Annotated in this window: 12 protein-coding genes and 1 tRNA gene; 4 read left to right on the forward strand and 9 right to left on the reverse strand. The window is 69.4% G+C overall.

Annotated elements, in window-relative coordinates; all coding sequences use genetic code 11:
* Positions 1-68: 68 nt before the first annotated feature.
* From clpX to gatC, 8 genes are all read right to left on the reverse strand, one after another.
* Complete coding sequence (gene clpX, locus HRJ34_RS05415) at positions 69-1,343, reverse strand: ATP-dependent Clp protease ATP-binding subunit ClpX (RefSeq protein WP_011951440.1); 1,275 nt, start codon at positions 1,341-1,343, stop codon at positions 69-71.
* A 284-nt stretch (positions 1,344-1,627) separates the two neighbouring features.
* Positions 1,628-2,284, reverse strand: a complete 657-nt coding sequence (locus HRJ34_RS05420; RefSeq protein WP_011951441.1) for an ATP-dependent Clp protease proteolytic subunit — start codon at positions 2,282-2,284, stop codon at positions 1,628-1,630.
* Positions 2,285-2,467: 183 nt separating this feature from the next.
* Positions 2,468-4,123: a trigger factor gene (tig, locus tag HRJ34_RS05425; protein ID WP_011951442.1), complete on the reverse strand. Its 1,656-nt coding sequence runs from the start codon at positions 4,121-4,123 to the stop codon at positions 2,468-2,470.
* 69 nt (positions 4,124-4,192) lie between these two features.
* Positions 4,193-4,277: transfer RNA gene (locus tag HRJ34_RS05430), tRNA-Leu, on the reverse strand.
* A 321-nt stretch (positions 4,278-4,598) separates the two neighbouring features.
* Positions 4,599-7,739, reverse strand: coding sequence for a hypothetical protein (locus HRJ34_RS05435; RefSeq protein WP_208633527.1), 3,141 nt, complete (start codon positions 7,737-7,739; stop codon positions 4,599-4,601).
* A 170-nt stretch (positions 7,740-7,909) separates the two neighbouring features.
* On the reverse strand, positions 7,910-9,394 hold the full coding sequence (gatB, locus tag HRJ34_RS05440; protein WP_030090961.1) for an Asp-tRNA(Asn)/Glu-tRNA(Gln) amidotransferase subunit GatB: 1,485 nt from the start codon (positions 9,392-9,394) through the stop codon (positions 7,910-7,912).
* Positions 9,391-10,878, reverse strand: a complete 1,488-nt coding sequence (gene gatA, locus HRJ34_RS05445; protein WP_208633528.1) for an Asp-tRNA(Asn)/Glu-tRNA(Gln) amidotransferase subunit GatA — start codon at positions 10,876-10,878, stop codon at positions 9,391-9,393. The genes gatB and gatA overlap by 4 nt, the downstream gene beginning before the upstream one ends.
* Before the next feature lie 67 nt (positions 10,879-10,945).
* Complete coding sequence (gatC, locus tag HRJ34_RS05450; RefSeq protein ID WP_029995304.1) at positions 10,946-11,233, reverse strand: Asp-tRNA(Asn)/Glu-tRNA(Gln) amidotransferase subunit GatC; 288 nt, start codon at positions 11,231-11,233, stop codon at positions 10,946-10,948.
* Between the two features lie 166 nt (positions 11,234-11,399).
* On the opposite strand from gatC, the gene HRJ34_RS05455 reads away from it, so the two are divergent.
* Genes HRJ34_RS05455 through HRJ34_RS05470 form a run of 4 tightly spaced genes read left to right on the forward strand, consistent with a single transcriptional unit; the run spans position 11,400 to position 15,192 of the window.
* A complete protein-coding gene (locus HRJ34_RS05455) occupies positions 11,400-12,515 on the forward strand; it encodes a DUF3089 domain-containing protein (protein ID WP_208633529.1) in 1,116 nt (371 codons plus the stop codon).
* Complete coding sequence (gene ruvX / locus HRJ34_RS05460; RefSeq protein ID WP_011951449.1) at positions 12,512-12,967, forward strand: Holliday junction resolvase RuvX; 456 nt, start codon at positions 12,512-12,514, stop codon at positions 12,965-12,967. Before HRJ34_RS05455 ends, ruvX begins: the two co-directional genes overlap by 4 nt.
* A 48-nt stretch (positions 12,968-13,015) precedes the next feature.
* Positions 13,016-13,966, forward strand: coding sequence for an aspartate carbamoyltransferase catalytic subunit (locus HRJ34_RS05465; protein ID WP_208633530.1), 951 nt, complete (start codon positions 13,016-13,018; stop codon positions 13,964-13,966).
* A complete protein-coding gene (locus HRJ34_RS05470; RefSeq protein ID WP_208633531.1) occupies positions 13,963-15,192 on the forward strand; it encodes a dihydroorotase in 1,230 nt (409 codons plus the stop codon). The genes HRJ34_RS05465 and HRJ34_RS05470 overlap by 4 nt, the downstream gene beginning before the upstream one ends.
* 2 nt (positions 15,193-15,194) lie before the next feature.
* On the opposite strand, the gene HRJ34_RS05475 is transcribed toward HRJ34_RS05470, so the two are convergent.
* Positions 15,195-16,388, reverse strand: a complete 1,194-nt coding sequence (locus HRJ34_RS05475) for an SPOR domain-containing protein (protein ID WP_208633532.1) — start codon at positions 16,386-16,388, stop codon at positions 15,195-15,197.
* Positions 16,389-16,479: the final 91 nt, after the last annotated feature.

The following is a 16,479-nucleotide window of genomic DNA, read 5'->3' on the forward strand; positions in this document are numbered from 1 at the left end:
GGCCATCATAAGAAAAGGGCCGCCGGATCGCTCCGGCGGCCCTTCTTCGTTCGGGATATCCTATCGGATCAGGCGGCGTCGCCGCCGGCCTTTTCCTTGTTCTTCTTGGTGAAGACGCGGACCGGGTCCTTGCGGCCCTCGACCACGTCCTTGTCGACCATGATCTCGTCGACCCCGTCCATCGACGGCAGGTCGAACATCGTGTCGAGCAGCAGCCCTTCGAGGATCGAGCGCAGGCCGCGCGCGCCGGTCTTGCGGGTGATCGCCTTGCGGGCGATCGCGACCAGCGCGTCGTCGGTGAAGCCGAGCTTGACGCCCTCCATGTCGAACAGCTTCTGATACTGCTTGACCAGCGCGTTCTTCGGCGCCGTCAGGATCTCGACCAGCGCGGCCTCGTCGAGGTCCATCAGCGTCGCGATCACCGGCAGGCGGCCGACGAATTCGGGGATCAGGCCGAACTTGAGCAGGTCCTCGGGCTCGCACTGCTGGAGGGTCTCGCCGGTGCGGCGCTCCTCGGGCGCGGCGACATAGGCGCCGAAGCCGATCGACTTGCCCTGCAGGCGATCGCCGATGATCTTCTCCAGCCCCGCGAAGGCGCCGCCGCAGATGAACAGGATGTTGGTCGTGTCGACCTGGAGGAACTCCTGCTGCGGATGCTTGCGGCCGCCCTGCGGCGGAACGCTCGCGGTGGTGCCTTCCATCAGCTTGAGCAGCGCCTGCTGGACACCCTCGCCCGACACGTCGCGGGTGATCGAAGGATTGTCGGCCTTGCGGCTGATCTTGTCGATCTCGTCGATATAGACGATGCCGCGCTGCGCCCGCTCGACATTATAGTCGGAGGCCTGGAGCAGCTTGAGGATGATGTTCTCGACATCCTCGCCGACATAGCCCGCCTCGGTCAGCGTGGTGGCGTCGGCCATGGTGAACGGCACGTCGAGCAGCCGCGCCATCGTCTGGGCGAGCAGCGTCTTGCCCGATCCGGTCGGGCCGACGAGCAGGATGTTCGACTTGGCCAGCTCGACATCGGCGCCCTTGGCGCCGTGGTTGAGCCGCTTGTAATGGTTGTGCACCGCGACCGAGAGGACGCGCTTGGCCTTGGCCTGGCCGATCACATATTGGTCGAGATGCTCGCAGATCTCGTGCGGGGTCGGGACCCCGCCGTCCTTCTTGCTGACGAGCGCGCCCTTCGTCTCCTCACGGATGATGTCGTTGCAGAGCTCGACGCACTCGTCGCAGATGAACACGGTCGGGCCAGCGATCAGCTTGCGGACCTCGTGCTGCGACTTGCCGCAGAAGGAGCAGTAAAGCGTGCTCTTCGAGTCGCCGCCGGTCAACTTCGTCATAAACTAGATCCTGACTCCACTAGGGATCGAACGCATCCTAAACATGTCCTCCCCCTTCTCACAACCATCTTGAGAAGCGATGAAGGCCAAGCGGGTTCCCATCGATATGGGAAGCCGTTTTCCGGGTGCAACCGGATGGCGCCCCCGCGCCCCGGCCGGATCGCGCGCCGCCGGCCCGCGCCGCGGAAAACCGCGCGACTCGGCCGGCCGCGACGCGCAGGACGCGCCCTCCCCGATCCGGGAAAGGCGCGTCCCAGGCGTCGGCCATGCCGGGCGCCGGCCGATCAGGCGGCGATCGCCTCGTCGGCGGGGCTCGGACGCTTGTCGAACACCTCGTCGATCAGGCCGAAGGCCTTGGCCTCGTCGGCCTCGAGGAACTTGTCGCGGTCCATCGCCGCCTCGATCGCCTCTATCGGCTGCTTGGTGTACTTCGCATAGAGCGAGTTGAGCCGGTGGCGCATGCGCAGGATCTCGCGCGCCTGGATCTCGATGTCGGCCGCCATGCCCTGGGCGCCGCCCGACGGCTGGTGGACCATGATCCGGCTGTTGGTGAGCGCGACGCGCATCCCCGGCTCGCCCGCCGCGAGCAGGAAGCTGCCCATCGACGCCGCCTGGCCGATGCAGACCGTGCCGACGCGCGGGCGGATATACTGCATCGTGTCGTGGATCGCGAGGCCGGCCGTCACCACGCCGCCCGGCGAGTTGATGTACATGAAGATGTCCTTCTTCGGATTCTCCGATTCGAGGAACAGCAGCTGGGCGGTGATGAGCGAGGCCATATGGTCCTCGACCTGGCCGGTCACGAAGATGATCCGCTCGCGCAGCAGGCGCGAATAAATGTCGAAGCTGCGCTCGCCGCGGTTCGACTGCTCGATCACGACGGGGACCAGGGCGCCGGTTTCCGGATTCAGGAACTCACCGGTTTCGAAGGGATTGTGCATGGGAAGGTCTGGTCCTTTGCTTTGCCTTGCCCGGCCTACATCGGCCTTTGCCGCGGGGGTTTCAAGAGGGTCCGCGCTGGTTGGTCCCCGCCCTGCCCGTCATGTCGGCGGAGGATCGGAGAAAGCAGAAGGGCCGCCGGATCGCTCCGACGGCCCTTCGCGAATGGTTCGAAGACCGGCCGATTACTCGGCGGCGGCCTTCTTCTTGGCCGGAGCCTTCTTCGGCGCGGCGGCCGGGGCCTCCTCGGCCTTGGCGGCGGCGGCCTTCTTGGCCGGGGCCTTCTTCGGCGCCGGAGCGGCCTCGGCGGCTTCCTCGGTCTTCACCGCGGCCTTCTTCTTGGCAGCCGGCTTGTCCTCGGCGGCAGGAGCCTCCTCGGCGGCCGGCTTGGCAGCGGCCTTCTTCGCGGCCGGCTTCTTGGCCGGAGCGGCATGATCATGGTCGTGGTCGTGATCATGGTGGTCATGACCGCAGCCCGGGCCATGGACATGGCCCTTGCCGATCGTGTCGTCGTCGGCCTCGATCGCGGCTTCCAGCTCGTCGCGGGTGACGGTGCGGTCGCTGACCTCGGCCTTGTCGAACAGGAAGTCGACGACCTTGTCCTCATAGAGCGGCGCACGGAGCTGCGCGGCGGCCATCGGGTCCTGCTGCAGATACTGGACGAAGCGGTCGCGGTCGGCGGGCTGATACTGCATCGCCGCCTGCTGGACGAGGCGCTGCATCTCCTGCGCGCTCACCTCGACGCCGTTCTGCTGGCCGATCTCGGACAGCAGCAGGCCCAGGCGGACGCGGCGCTCGGCGATCGCGCGATAATCGTCGCGGTCCTTCTCCATCTCGGCGCGGGCGGCCTCGGGGTCCTCCTCGTGGGTCGCCTCATGCTCGAGCTGCGCCCAGATCTGGCCGAACTCGGCCTCGACCATCGACGGCGGGACCGGGAAGTCGTGGCCGGCGGCGAGCTGGTCGAGCAGCTTGCGCTTCATATGGGTGCGGGTCAGGCCGTTGAGCTCCTGCTCGACCTGGCCCTTGATCAGCTCGCGGAGCTGGTCGAGGCCCTGCAGGCCCAGCGACTGCGCGAACTCGTCGTCGACCTTGGTCTCGCCGGGGACGCGGACGTCGGTGGCGGTGACTTCGAAGACGGCGGCCTTACCGGCCAGCGACTTCTCGCCATAATCCTTCGGGAAGGTGACGTTCAGGCTGCGCGATTCGCCCTTCTTGATGCCTTCGAGCTGGTCCTCGAAACCGGGGATCAGGCGGCCCGAGCCAAGCTCGACCGACATGCCGGTGCCGGTGCCGCCCTCGAAGGCGACGCCGTCGACGCTGCCGGCGAAATCGAGCACGACGAGGTCGCCCTCGACCGCGGGGTGGCCGTCCTTGGCGTCGTCATAGCGCTTCTGCTGGTCGGCGATGCGCTTGATCTGCGCGTCGATCTCGTCGGTCGGGGCCTCGACGCTCAGGCGCTCCAGCTTGAGGCCTTCGATCGCGGGCGGCGGCACGTCGGGGAGCACTTCGAGCTCGACCTTGAGCGCCACGTCCTTGCCGGGCTCATAGTCGCCGCCGACCAGCTCGACCGAGGGCTGCATCGCGGGACGCAGCTTCTGCTCGGCGAGGAGCTGCTGGACGCCGTCCTGCACGGTCTTGTTGAGCACGTCCTGCTCGATCGCCGGGCCATGCATCTTCTTGATCAGGTTGGCAGGCACCTTGCCGGGGCGGAAGCCGGGCATGCGGACCTGCGGCGCGATCGACTTGATCTCGGCCTCGACGCGCTGGGCGACATCATTGGCGGGGATCGTCACCGTATAGGCGCGCTTGAGGCCCTCGTTCAGCGTTTCGACAGTCTGCATGGGTCGCATCCAACCTCTATCTCGAGAAAATCTGTGTCGGTCCCGCTTCGCGCTGCTGGATGGCGAAGCTGGTGCGGGCGAAGGGACTCGAACCCCCACATCTTGCGATACTGGAACCTAAATCCAGCGCGTCTACCAGTTCCGCCACGCCCGCAAATAAGGACCGCCGGTCGGCGCGCTCTATAGCAACATGGCGGGCCAGTACAACCCGGCCGTGCGACGAGCGAAAAAGACAGGCTTAATGTATAGACAAAAGCCTATCCGGGGCTGCGCTTTCCAGGGTCCAGACTTTAGATTCTCTCCGAGAGTGATCGAATCCCACGGATTTCCCGATCTTTCCGTCATTCCCGCGAAAGCGGGAATCCACGGTCACGGCACATTCGGCCTCTTGCGGGCCGCCGTCCATGGATTCCCGCTTTCGCGGGAATGACGATGGGGAGGCGGGAGACGTGCATCAAATTGACCCGGAACGAGTCTAGCTCTGGACCGGCCGCGCCGGATTGTTCGACGCCTGGAGATAGACGAACCAGCCCTCCCCGGCACGCTCGCCCTTGGCCAACTCCTCGACCTTCTTCTGCTCGCGCCAGCGGTTGGCGATCGCCTGCGCGGCGACGAGGTCCTCGCCCGACTGGCCAAGCAGGTAGCGGAGCAGCGACGGCCCGGCGATCAGCTGGTCCATCGCCTGTCCGTCGCGGGTGACCGAGCGGCCATGGTCGTCGAACCGGTCCCAGCCTGGCGCCCGCCCCCACAGCTGTTCGAGATCGGCATAGCCGTGCGGCAGGCGGGCGACCTCGCCGCCGGCCGCGGCGATATGATCGGGGCCCCAGATGCCCTGCATATAGGGAACATGGTCGAGCGGCGGCAGGGTCGCGCCCTCGACGATCCGGCCGACGATCCGCTTGCGGTGCATCGCGATCAGCCAGTCGAGCACCGCCCCCGCCTTGGCCGACGCCGCGCGCAGGGCCGCGTTGAAGCCGAATTTCTCGCCCGTGGCCAATGCGCTCAGCCAGTAGCCGATGCTGAATTCATGCTGGTAGACTCCCCACCCGCCCTTGGCGACCACCCCGAAGTGGCGCGCGGCGGCATAGACGGCGTGGGTGAGGTTCAGTTGCCCGCCCGGCATCAGGTTGGCGGGCGGGTTCAGGAAGCCGGGCGTCGCGGCGTAATGCCGGTCGTGGAACAGCTCGAAGTCGAAGACGACGAAATCGAGCACCTCGCGCCGGCTGTAGAGCCGCTGCGACGTCGCGCTCGCCGTCTTCCAGGCGAGCGCCGCGTGCAGGAAGGCCCAGGCCCCCTCGCGCGCGGCCCACAGGTCGAGCGCGGCGTCACCGATGATGTCGTTCGAATAGAGCCGGTTCTGGTCCCAGAAGCGATGGCCGAGAAATGCGAATTCGGGCGTGCGGAACAGCAGGCTGCCCCAGCCCGGAAACTGGTGCCCGTGCAGCTTGTCGATCTGGAAGGTGCCGAAATAGGGCCTCTCCGGCGCGTCGCCGGCATAGGGCACCGCCACCCGCAGCGGATTGGTGCCGCGCACCCAGGCATAGGTGCGGCCGCCCTGCTGATACCAGGCCTGCGCCGGCGGCAGCGCCATGTTGCCGGGGCCGTAATAATGGTTGCGCGCCGCGATGGGCCGCTGCGGCGCGCCCTTGAAGACGGGCCGGTTGCGCCCCTTCTCGAAGGCATGGACCGGGTCGGAGACATAGCCGGTCAGATAATCGAGCGCGATCGCGCGCCACGGCGTGCCGTCGTGCGGCCGCGCGCCGTCGGGCAGGTTCATGTGCCAGACGACGGGCTCGGGGATGGTCTGGCGGTCGTCGCGCATGCCGCCCGATCCGGTGATCGGCGAGCGGCCCTGGACGTTGAACGGCGTATATTCGAGCCACAGCGCCGCATTGGCCGCCATCGAATTGGCCGAATAGAGCAGCGCGCCATAGGGATCGCGGGTGCGCCCGGCCCGGTCGACCATCGTCCGATAGTCGCTCTGCTTCCACGGCATGACGCGGACATTGCCGAAGCCGTTCGCCTGCCCCTCATTGCCCGCGCCGCCGCCGAAGACGCGCAGGTCGTAGCCGTTGACCGAATAGTCGAGATGGCAGCCGAACGGCACGCTCAGGTCGAACAGCGGCACCGCGCGGCGGATGCCGGCCTGGTCGTGGCTACCGGGATCGCGGTTGCGCCAGATGATGCCCGAGCGGACCGTGCCGTGCGGATACCAGCGATGCTCGCGGCTGATGACCGCGCAGCCGCGCCCGTCGAACGGCCCCTGGAAATGGGCCGGGACGTCGGCGCCGTTGAGCGGGCCGCCGTCGGGGCGCTCGACGGTCGCGAGCAGCCGGTCCTCGCGGTCGTAGATCAGCCATTTGTGCGGGACCATATAGGCGTTGCGGCCGCTCGGGTCGCCGAACGGATTGTCGGGCATGACGCTCGCGTCCCAGTCATAGCCGAACTGGAACTGGACATAGTCGCCCGCGCGGATCGCCTCGCAGCGATAGGCGATGCCGTCGATCACCGGAACGGGCCCCCGCGGCAGGCATTCGATCCAGGCCGGCTGCGCGGCGCCCAGCCAGGCGTCCTCGAAACGGCAGTTCTGCACCGCCGGCCGGGCCATCACCAGTTCGTTTGGGTGCGGCACGCCCGTCCCGCTCGACCAGTCGACCAGCACCGCCTTCCAGGGCTGGCCCGGCGGCACATCGAGCGGGCCGATGGTGACGTCGAGCGTGCCGACCGATCCGTCCGGCCCGCGCCACGCCAGCGTCCGCGCCGGTTGCGGCGCCGTCACCGAGCGCGCGTCGACGACGAGGCTGGGCAGGTCCGCACCCGCGACCATGCCGTCCGCGACCGGAGAATAGCTCTCCTTCACCACCGGCCGGTCGAAGCCGATCGCGACCTCGCGAACGAGCAGGCCGTCGATCGCCTGGCGCAGATTGCCGAGCGCGGCGTTGACCGAGAAGCCCATTTCGGGCGTGATCCGGGGCTTGAACGGCGTCCGGAACGGCCCGCCCGCCGGCTTGCCGTCGATCAGGAAGGCGAGCGTCCCGCCCGCCCCCGCCGGATCGTCGCGCCACTCCACCTCCAGCAGCTGCTCGACGCCGGGAGTGCGGTCGACCGTGCTGGCGAACCCGGCCTGGGTCCGATCGCCACGCCCGATCACGCATTCGAGCCGGTTGCTGCCATAGCGGGTCATCAGTGCGATCGTGCCGACCGTCCAGCCCGTCAGGTAGAAGAGCAGCGCCCCGTCCGCGCGCGGCGGCACGATCCCCCGGAACGAACAGCGCAGCCGCCGGGGCGTCTGGGTCCGCAGCGGATCGGCGCTGGTGCCGAAATCGATGCCGAGCGCCTGCGACTGGAGGTAGCTGCTCCTGTCGAGCAGCACGCCCTTCCCGGTCGGCTTGCCGGGCCCGGCGACGGCGAGGCTGATCCGGCCGGCCAGCCCGTCGCCCTCGCTCGTCGCGGTGGTGGCTTGCGGCGGAAAGCGCCAGACGGCGCCGGTCGGCCGATACTCGACGGCTTCGACCCGCCGCGCGATCGCCAGCCCCGACGGTACCGAGAAACGATACTCGCCCTCGCCCGCCGGCAGGTTGAGCGGAACGATGCTGCCGGGATCGCCGTAGATCATGGCCTCGGCATAGCCGACTGTCCCCTTGGCATCCCACCCAATTCACGTCACCCCAGCGAAGGCTGGGGTCCATGTCTCTCTTCAGCCAGATGGCATCTGAGAAGGAAACAGACATGGATGCCTGCCTTCGCAGGCATGACGAAGAAAGTTTGTTGGCTCGACGGCGAAGGTCAGCCCAGCGCCTTCTTGAGTAGCTCGTTGACGACGCCGGGATTGGCCTTGCCGCCCATCGCCTTCATCGTCTGGCCGACGAAGAAGCCGAACAGCTTGTCCTTGCCGCCGCGATATTCGGCGACCTTGTCGGCGTTGGCGGCCATCACCTCGGCGATCACCGCCTCGATCGCGCCGGTGTCGCTGGTCTGCTTGAGGCCGCGTTCCTCGACGATCCTGGCGGGATCGTCGCCGGTCTCCAGCATGATCTCGAACACCTGCTTGGCCAGCGTGCCCGACAACGTTCCGTCGGCGACCAGCGCGAGCAGCTCTGCGCCCTGCCTGGGGCTGACCGGGCTCTCGTCGATCGCCTTGCCAAGCCGGTTGAGCGCGCCGAACAGGTCGGAGATCAGCCAGTTGGACGCGGCGCGGGCCACCTCCGCGCCGGGCTTGCCGGCCGCGTCGAGCAGCGCCTCGAACCAGCGCGCCGTCTCGACGTCCGAGGTCAGCACCGCGGCGTTATACGCGGGGAGCCCCAGCTCGCCTTCATAGCGGGCGCGCTTGGCGTCGGGCAGCTCGGGCAGCTCGGCGCGGCACTGCGCGACGAATTCCTCGCTCAGCTCGAGCGGCAGCAGATCGGGATCGGGGAAGTAGCGATAGTCGTGCGCATCCTCCTTGGAGCGCATCGACCGCGTCTCGTTCCGGTCGGGATCGTAGAGCCGCGTCTCCTGGACGATCTTGCCGCCGCCTTCGATCACGTCGACCTGGCGGTTCGCCTCGCTCTCGATCGCGGCCATCACGAAGCGGATCGAGTTGACGTTCTTCGTCTCGGTCCGGGTGCCGAACGGATCGCCGGCCTTGCGCACCGAGACGTTGACGTCGGCGCGCATCGAACCTTCTTCCATATTGCCGTCGCACGAACCGACATAGCGGAGGATCGATCGCAGCTTCCGGAGATAAGCTCCTGCTTCGGAAGGAGAACGCATGTCGGGCTTCGACACGATCTCCATCAGCGCGACGCCCGAGCGGTTGAGGTCGACATAGGAGCGGGTCGGATGCTGGTCATGCATCAGCTTGCCCGCGTCCTGCTCGACATGGAGCCGCTCGACGCCGATCGTCCTGGCCTCGGCGATGCCGGCCTTCTCGTCGGCGTCGATCGTGATCGTGCCCTCGCCCACCAGCGGATGGTAGAGCTGCGAGATCTGATAGCCCTGCGGCAGATCGGCGTAGAAGTAGTTCTTGCGGTCGAAGCGCGACCAGCGGTTGATCTCCGCGCCCAGCGCCATGCCGGTCTTGACCGCCTGGCGGATGCACTCCTCGTTCGGCACGGGCAGCATGCCCGGCATCGCCGCGTCGACCAGCGACACGCTCTGGTTCGGCTCGGCCCCGAACGCCGCCGAGGCGCCCGAGAAGAGCTTGGCGTTGGAGACGACCTGCGCATGGACCTCGAGGCCGATCACGACCTCCCATTCGCCGGTGGCGCCCTGGATACGATAGCTGCTCATTTCGCCCACCAGTTCTGCGGCTTGGCGGTGAAGCCGGCGCGCTGTTCGATCGCGAGGCCGGCGTTGAGGACGCCCTGCTCGTCGAGCGGGCGGCCGATGATCTGGAGGCCCAGCGGCAGGCCCTGCCCGTCGAGGCCCGCCGGCACCGACATGGCGGGGACGCCCGCGAGGCTGGCCGGGACGGTGAAGACGTCGTTGAGGTACATCTCCAGCGGATCGGCGCTCTTCTCGCCCAGCGCGAAGGCGGCGGACGGCGCGGTCGGCGTCAGCAGCACGTCGACCTGCCGGAACGCCTCCTCGAAATCGCGGGCGATCAGCGCGCGGACCTTCTGCGCCTTGGTGTAATAGGCGTCGTAATAGCCCGCCGACAGCACATAGGTGCCGATCAGGATGCGACGCTTGACCTCGGGCCCGAAGCCGGCGGCGCGGGTCGCGGCGTACATCTCCTGGAGATTGGCGCCCTCGGGCAGGTCGCGCAGGCCGTAGCGCACGCCGTCATAGCGGGCGAGGTTCGACGACGCCTCGGCGGGCGCGATGATATAGTAGGTCGGCAGCGCATAGCGGGTGTGCGGCAGCGACACGTCGACGATCTCGGCGCCCGCGTCGCGGAGCCATTCGATGCCCTGCCGCCACAGCGCGTCGATCTCGGCGGGCATGTTGTCGACCCGATATTCCTTGGGAATACCGACCTTCTTACCCTTGAGATCGCTCGATAAATTGGCTTCCCACTTCGGAACCGCGACGTCGAGCGAGGTCGAGTCCTTCGGGTCGAAGCCCGACATCGCCTCGAGCAGGATCGCGCTGTCGCGGACGTCCCGCGCCATCGCGCCCGCCTGGTCGAGCGACGAGGCGAAGGCGACGATGCCGAAGCGCGAGCAGCGGCCATAGGTCGGCTTGATCCCGGCGATGCCGGTGAAGGCGGCCGGCTGGCGGATCGAGCCGCCGGTGTCGGTGCCGGTCGCCGCCGGCACGATCCGCGCCGCGATCGCCGACGAGGAGCCGCCCGACGAGCCGCCCGGCGCCAGCGGGGCGTTGCCACCGTCGTTGCGCCGCCACGGCGAGACGACGTTGCCATAGGCGCTGGTCTCGTTCGACGAGCCCATCGCGAACTGGTCGAGGTTGAGCTTGCCGAGCATGCCCGCGCCCGCCGCGAACAGCTTGCCGGTCACGGTCGATTCATAGGTCGGCGTGAAGCCGCCCAGCATGTGGCTGGCCGCCGTGGTCTGGTGGCCGGCGGTGCAGAACAGGTCCTTGATGCCGAGCGGAACGCCCGACAGCGGCAGCAGCTCGCCCGCCGCGCGCGCCCTGTCGGCCGCCTCGGCCGCCGCGATCGCGTGATCGGGGGTCTCGATGATGAAGGCGTTGAGCGCCTTGGCGCCGGCGACGGCGCCATTGAAGGCGTCGGCGATCTCGCGCGCCGAGAAGTCGCCGGCGCGGAAGCCGTCGCGCAGGCCCGCAAGGCCCAGGTCGGTGATGGCCGTCATCAGAACATACCCTTGCCGGTGGATATCCCCGCTTTCGCGAGGATGATCGAATGATGCCGTCCCGTCATCATTCGATCACCTTCGGCACCGCGAAGAAGCCGTGCTCGGCCTGCGGCGCATTGGCCAGCACCTTGTCGCGGATATTGCCGTCGGTGACGACGTCCTCGCGCAGGCGCTGGTGGTTCGGGATCACGGCGGCGAGCGGCGCGACACCATCGGTATCGACCTCGCCGAGCTGCTCGATCCAGCCCAGGATGTTGTTGAGTTCGGGGACCATCGCCTCGACATCGCCGTCGGTGACGGCAATGCGCGCGAGGCTCGCGATCTTGCGGACGGTTGCGGCATCGACTGACATGGCCGCGCCGCTACCATCGGGGCGACGCGGCGGCAATGCCTTACTAGCTCCCCTCCCTGGCAGGGAGGGGGATTATGCGGGTTGGCATTGGACGCACGCACGATTGCCCGCTACGCACTTGCGCGACCGCATCGTTCATGTTGCACTGCACCATCGGAGCCCGCCGTTGCTCGCTCGCCGTTTCCTCTACATCATCGCGGGGTTGATCGTGCTGACCTTGGCCGCCGGAATCGGCTGGACCCTGTTCCAGGACCAGCTCATGCGCTTCGCCTTCGTGCCGGGCGTCCGCTTCGACGCCGATGCGGCGGGGCCGGCGCCCGATTATGCGCGGCCGGCGAGCTGGCTGGCGCGGCCGGACCTGCCCGACGATCCGTCGCGCTGGCTGCCCAAGGGGGTCGCGCGCGCCGGCGGCAAGCCCGAGGTCGCGGTCTTCTACGTCGCGCCGACCACCTATTATGGCAAGGCCAGCTGGAACGCCGGGCTCGACGACCGCGAATCGCGCAAATGGCTGACCGTGTTCGGCTGGAGCGAGGCGAGCGCGTTCAACCAGGCCGGCGCGGTCTGGGCGCCGCGCTACCGCTCCGCCGCGCTCGGCGCCTTCCTCAGCAGCGCGCCGGATTCGGCGAAGGCGCTCGACCTCGCCTATGGCGACGTGGCGCGCGCCTTCGACGCCTTCCTGGCGCAGATTCCGGCGTCGCGGCCGATCATTCTGGCCGGGCACAGCCAGGGCACCGTCCACCTGATGCGGCTGATGCGCGAGCGGGTGGCGGGCAAGCCCGTCGCCAAGCGGATCGTCGCCGCCTATCTGGTCGGCTGGCCGATCTCGACCATAGCGGACGTGCCCGCGCTCGGCCTGCCCGCCTGCACCGGGCCCGGCCAGGCCCAGTGCCTGCTGTCGTGGCAGAGCTTCGCCGAGCCCGCCGACCCGCGCATGATCCGCGAGATCTACGAGGCAGCTCCCGGCTTCACCGGCGCGCCGCGCAAGGGCACGCCGATGCTCTGCATCAACCCGCTGACCGGCGCGCCCGGCACCGCCGCGCTGCCCGCCGCAAATCTCGGGTCGCTGGCGCCCGGCGCCGACTTCATGGATGCCGAGCTGAAGCCGGGCGCAATCTCGGCGCGCTGCGATCCCTCGGGTCTGCTGCTGATCGGCGGGCCGCCCAAGGGGTTCGACCGCTTCGTGATGCCGGGCAACAATTACCATGTGTTCGACTATGCGCTGTTCTGGGCCAATATCCGGGCCGATGCGGCGGCGCGCGCCGGGACCTTCCTGAAGCGGTGATCTCCGCCTCCACCCTCGACTTCCGCGACGCCCTGCCCGATCGCGGCCGGCTGGCGGGGCTGGACGTCGGCACCCGGACGATCGGCGTGGCGCTGTGCGACGCGGGCTGGACGATCGCCAGCCCGGCCGAGACGATCCTGCGCGCCAAGTTCAGCGTCGACGCCGCGAAGCTGCGCGCGCTGGTCGCGGCGCAACTGGTGAAGGGGCTGGTGATCGGCCTGCCGCTCAACCTCGACGGCAGCGATTCGCCGCGCACCCAGTCGGTCCGCGCCTTCGCCCGCAACGTCGAGCCGTTCGGCCTGCCGATCCTGCTGTGGGACGAGCGCTGGTCGACCCAGGCGGTGACCCGCACCCTGCTCGACGCCGACGCGAGCCGCGCCCGCCGCGCCGAACTGGTCGACAAGCTCGCCGCCGCCTACATCCTGCAGGGCGCGATCGACGCGATGATCTGACGAACCCCGCTTGAGCTTCCCGGCGCGCTGGCCTATGGCGCGGCTTTAATGTCCGCATCCTTCCCGCACCGCCATCTCACCGGCATCTACGGGCTTCAGCCGCACGAGATCCTGTTCCTGCTCGACGAAGCCGAGCAGTGGATCGCGCTCAACCGCGCGACCAGCAAGCATGACGATCGCCTCGCCGGCCTGACGCTGATCAATGCCTTCTTCGAAAACTCGACCCGGACGCTGCTGTCGTTCGAGATCGCCGGCAAGCGCCTCGGCGCCGACGTGGTCAACATGCAGGTCGGCGCGTCGAGCGTGAAGAAGGGCGAGACGCTGATCGACACGGCGATGACGCTCAACGCGATGCGCGCCGACATGATCGTGATCCGCCACCAGTCGTCGGGCGCGGTGCAGCTGATCGCCGACAAGGTCGACTGCCCGGTGCTCAACGCCGGCGACGGGCGGCACGAGCATCCGACCCAGGCGCTGCTCGACGCGCTGACGATCCGCCGCCGCAAGGGCCGGATCGCCGGGCTGGTCGTCGCGATCTGCGGCGACATCCTGCACAGCCGGGTGGCGCGGTCGAACATCCTGGCGCTGACCACGCTCGGCGCCGAGGTGCGCGTCGTGGCGCCGCCGACGCTGATGCCCGCCGCGATCGAGCGGATGGGCGCGATCCCCTTCCACGATTTCGACGCGGGGCTCGACGGTGCCGACGTGGTGATGATGCTCCGCCTCCAGAACGAGCGGATGGACGGGGCCTATCTCCCCTCCCCGCGCGAGTTCCACGCGCTCTACGGCCTCACCCCCGAGCGACTCGAGCGCGCCGCGCCCGACGCGCTGGTCATGCATCCGGGGCCGATGAACCGGGGGGTCGAGATCACCAGCAGCGTCGCCGACCATCCGAGCCGATCGGCGATCACCGAACAGGTCGAGATGGGCGTCGCGGTGCGCATGGCCTGCCTCGACGTGCTGACCCGCCGACGGCGCGGCGTGGAGGGCTGGGCATGACCGGCGCCCTCGCCATCGTCGACGCCCGGCTGGTCGATCCCGCCGCCGGGACGATCACGCGCGGCAACCTGCTGATCCGCGACCGGCGGATCGCCGCGACCGGGGCGTTCGACCTGCCGCCGGACGCCGAGACGATCGACGCGGGCGGCGCCCATGTCGCGCCGGGCCTGGTCGACCTCGGCATCTTCGCGATCGACATGCCGGCCTTCACCGCCGGCGGCATCACCCGCGCGGTGCTGATGCCCGACCAGTCGCCGCCGCTCGACCATGCCGCGCTCGTCCAGCGCGCCGCGGCGGCCGGCAAGCCCGACGTCTGGGTCCATCCGCTCGCCGCCGCGACCAAGGGGCTCGACGGCAGGGAACTCGCCGAGATCGGCCTGATGAAGGCCGGCGGCGCCTGCGCGGTCGCGACCGGACGCGGCTGGATCGCTGATTCGGGCGTGATGCTGCGCGTCCTCTCCTATGCCCGCTCGCTCGGCCTGACCGTCGTCAGCCATGCCGAGGATGGCGGCGTCACCATCGGAGCGGTCGCGACCGAAGGCGAATATGCGACCCGCATGGGCCTGCCCGCCGCCCCGGCGATCGCCGAAGCGATGGCGGTCGCGCGCGACCTGATGCTGGCCGAGCAGACCGGCGCCCGCCTCCATTTCCGACAGCTTTCGACCGCGCGCGCCTTCGATCTGGTGCGCGACGCCAAGCTGCGCGGCGTGCCCGTCACCTGCGGCATCAGCCCGGCGCACCTGCTGCTGTCCGACATCGCGGTCGGCGGCTTCCGCACCTTCGCCCGCCTCTCCCCGCCGCTCCGCAGCGAGGACGACCGGCAGGCGGCGCTCGCGGCGCTGGCCGACGGCACGATCGACCTGATCTGCTCGAGCCACGACCCGCAGGGCCCCGAGGCCAAGCGCCTGCCCTTCGCCGATGCCGAGCCCGGCATGGCCGGCGCGGAGACGCTGCTGACGCTGTCGCTGACGCTGGTACGCGACGGGGTGGTCACTTTACCGCGGCTGATCGACCTGCTGTCGGCGGCGCCCGCGACGCTGCTCGGCCTGCCCGGCGGATCGCTGGCGGTCGGCGCCGAGGCCGATCTGGTGCTGTTCGACCCGGACATGCCGTGGCGGATCGATTCGGATCACATGGCGTCGCGCGCGGGCAACACGCCGTTCGACGGCCTGCCCGTCCAGGGCAAGGTGATCCAGACGATCAAGGGCGGCGTGCTGCTCCGCTGAGCTCAGGCCGGCTCGGCCGCCTTGGCGCGCAGGGCCCATTGCATCGGCCGGTCGCCGCCATCCATGCGGACGAAGCATTGCGCGCCTGCCGACTGTATCCGTCGGCACAGATTCGATGCATCCGCCCGGCTCGCCAGCCCGCTGATCGACAGGCGATGGAGCACGACGCCGCGCCTGCGGAAAGCCGAGCCGGTCGGCATGTGATCGGCGAGGAAGGTCGCGCGCCGGCCGAGCGCGGCCCAGGCGACCTCGGTGCGCTCCACGGTCGAATAGGCGCCGACCTGGACGGCCCAGGCGAGCGCGGGCCGGACCGGCACGACATGCGCCGCCAGCAGGACCGGCCGGGCCGCGCGCATCCGTGGCGGGCCGGCGAAGGCGGATGCGACAGGCTCGCTCGGCGGGACCGGCGGCGGCGTGATCAGGGGCGGTGGCGGCGCGGGCGGCGTCGGAACATGGGCGAGCAGCACCGGCGCGGAGGCCGGGACGGGTTCGGCAATCAGGGCGAGCGCCTCGGGCTGGCCAGCATCGGCCGACGGCAGGACGCCGAGCATCGCGCCGACCTGCATCGCCGGATCGGCGCGCAACTGCCCCACCATCGCCCAGCGGCGGAGCCGTTCGGCGACGAGATCGGCGGGAACGTCCTGCGCGGCGATCGCCGCCGCTTCGTTCCAGCACCCTTCGAGGGCATAGGCGAAGGCGAGATTCTGGCGGATCCGGGCATCGGCGCCGGGCGCGCGCGCCGCCGCGATCAGCAGCGGCCGAGCCTCGTCGGGCCGGCCGAGCAGCGCCAGCGCCAGCCCGACGTCGCTGTCGTTGCCGCCGCCGCGCAGGCCGTCGAGCAGGGCCATGGCCTCGTCCGCCCGGCCCAGCGCGATCTGCGCGAGCGCGCGGTTGATCGCGACCCGCGCCTGGGCGGGATCGAGCGACAGCGCGTCGCCGAACGCCGTCTCGGCCGAGCGGAAGCGCCCGGCGGCGAGATAGGCTCGCCCCAGCGTCGCCCGCGCCTGCGGATCGCGCGGGGCTTCGCGCACGGCGGCCTCGGCCTGGCGGACGGCGGCGGCGGGAACGCCGCGCGCCATCGCCTCGCGCGCGCCGGCGATCAGCCGGTCGGCCCGCTTGTGCGTCGCCGCGCTCGCCCCGGAAACCAGCACGAGGCCGATCGCGGTGGCCGTGAGGCCGGTCCAGTTCATCCTCATCGCGGGCCCCCTGTCCTCGCTTCGGTCGGGATCATCCGCGCCAGGGTGCGCGCGCCGATGCTAAACTTTGGTTAACGATGATCGGCGCGAG

This window comes from Rhizorhabdus wittichii (assembly GCF_017607425.1).
Lineage (GTDB): Bacteria > Pseudomonadota > Alphaproteobacteria > Sphingomonadales > Sphingomonadaceae > Rhizorhabdus > Rhizorhabdus wittichii.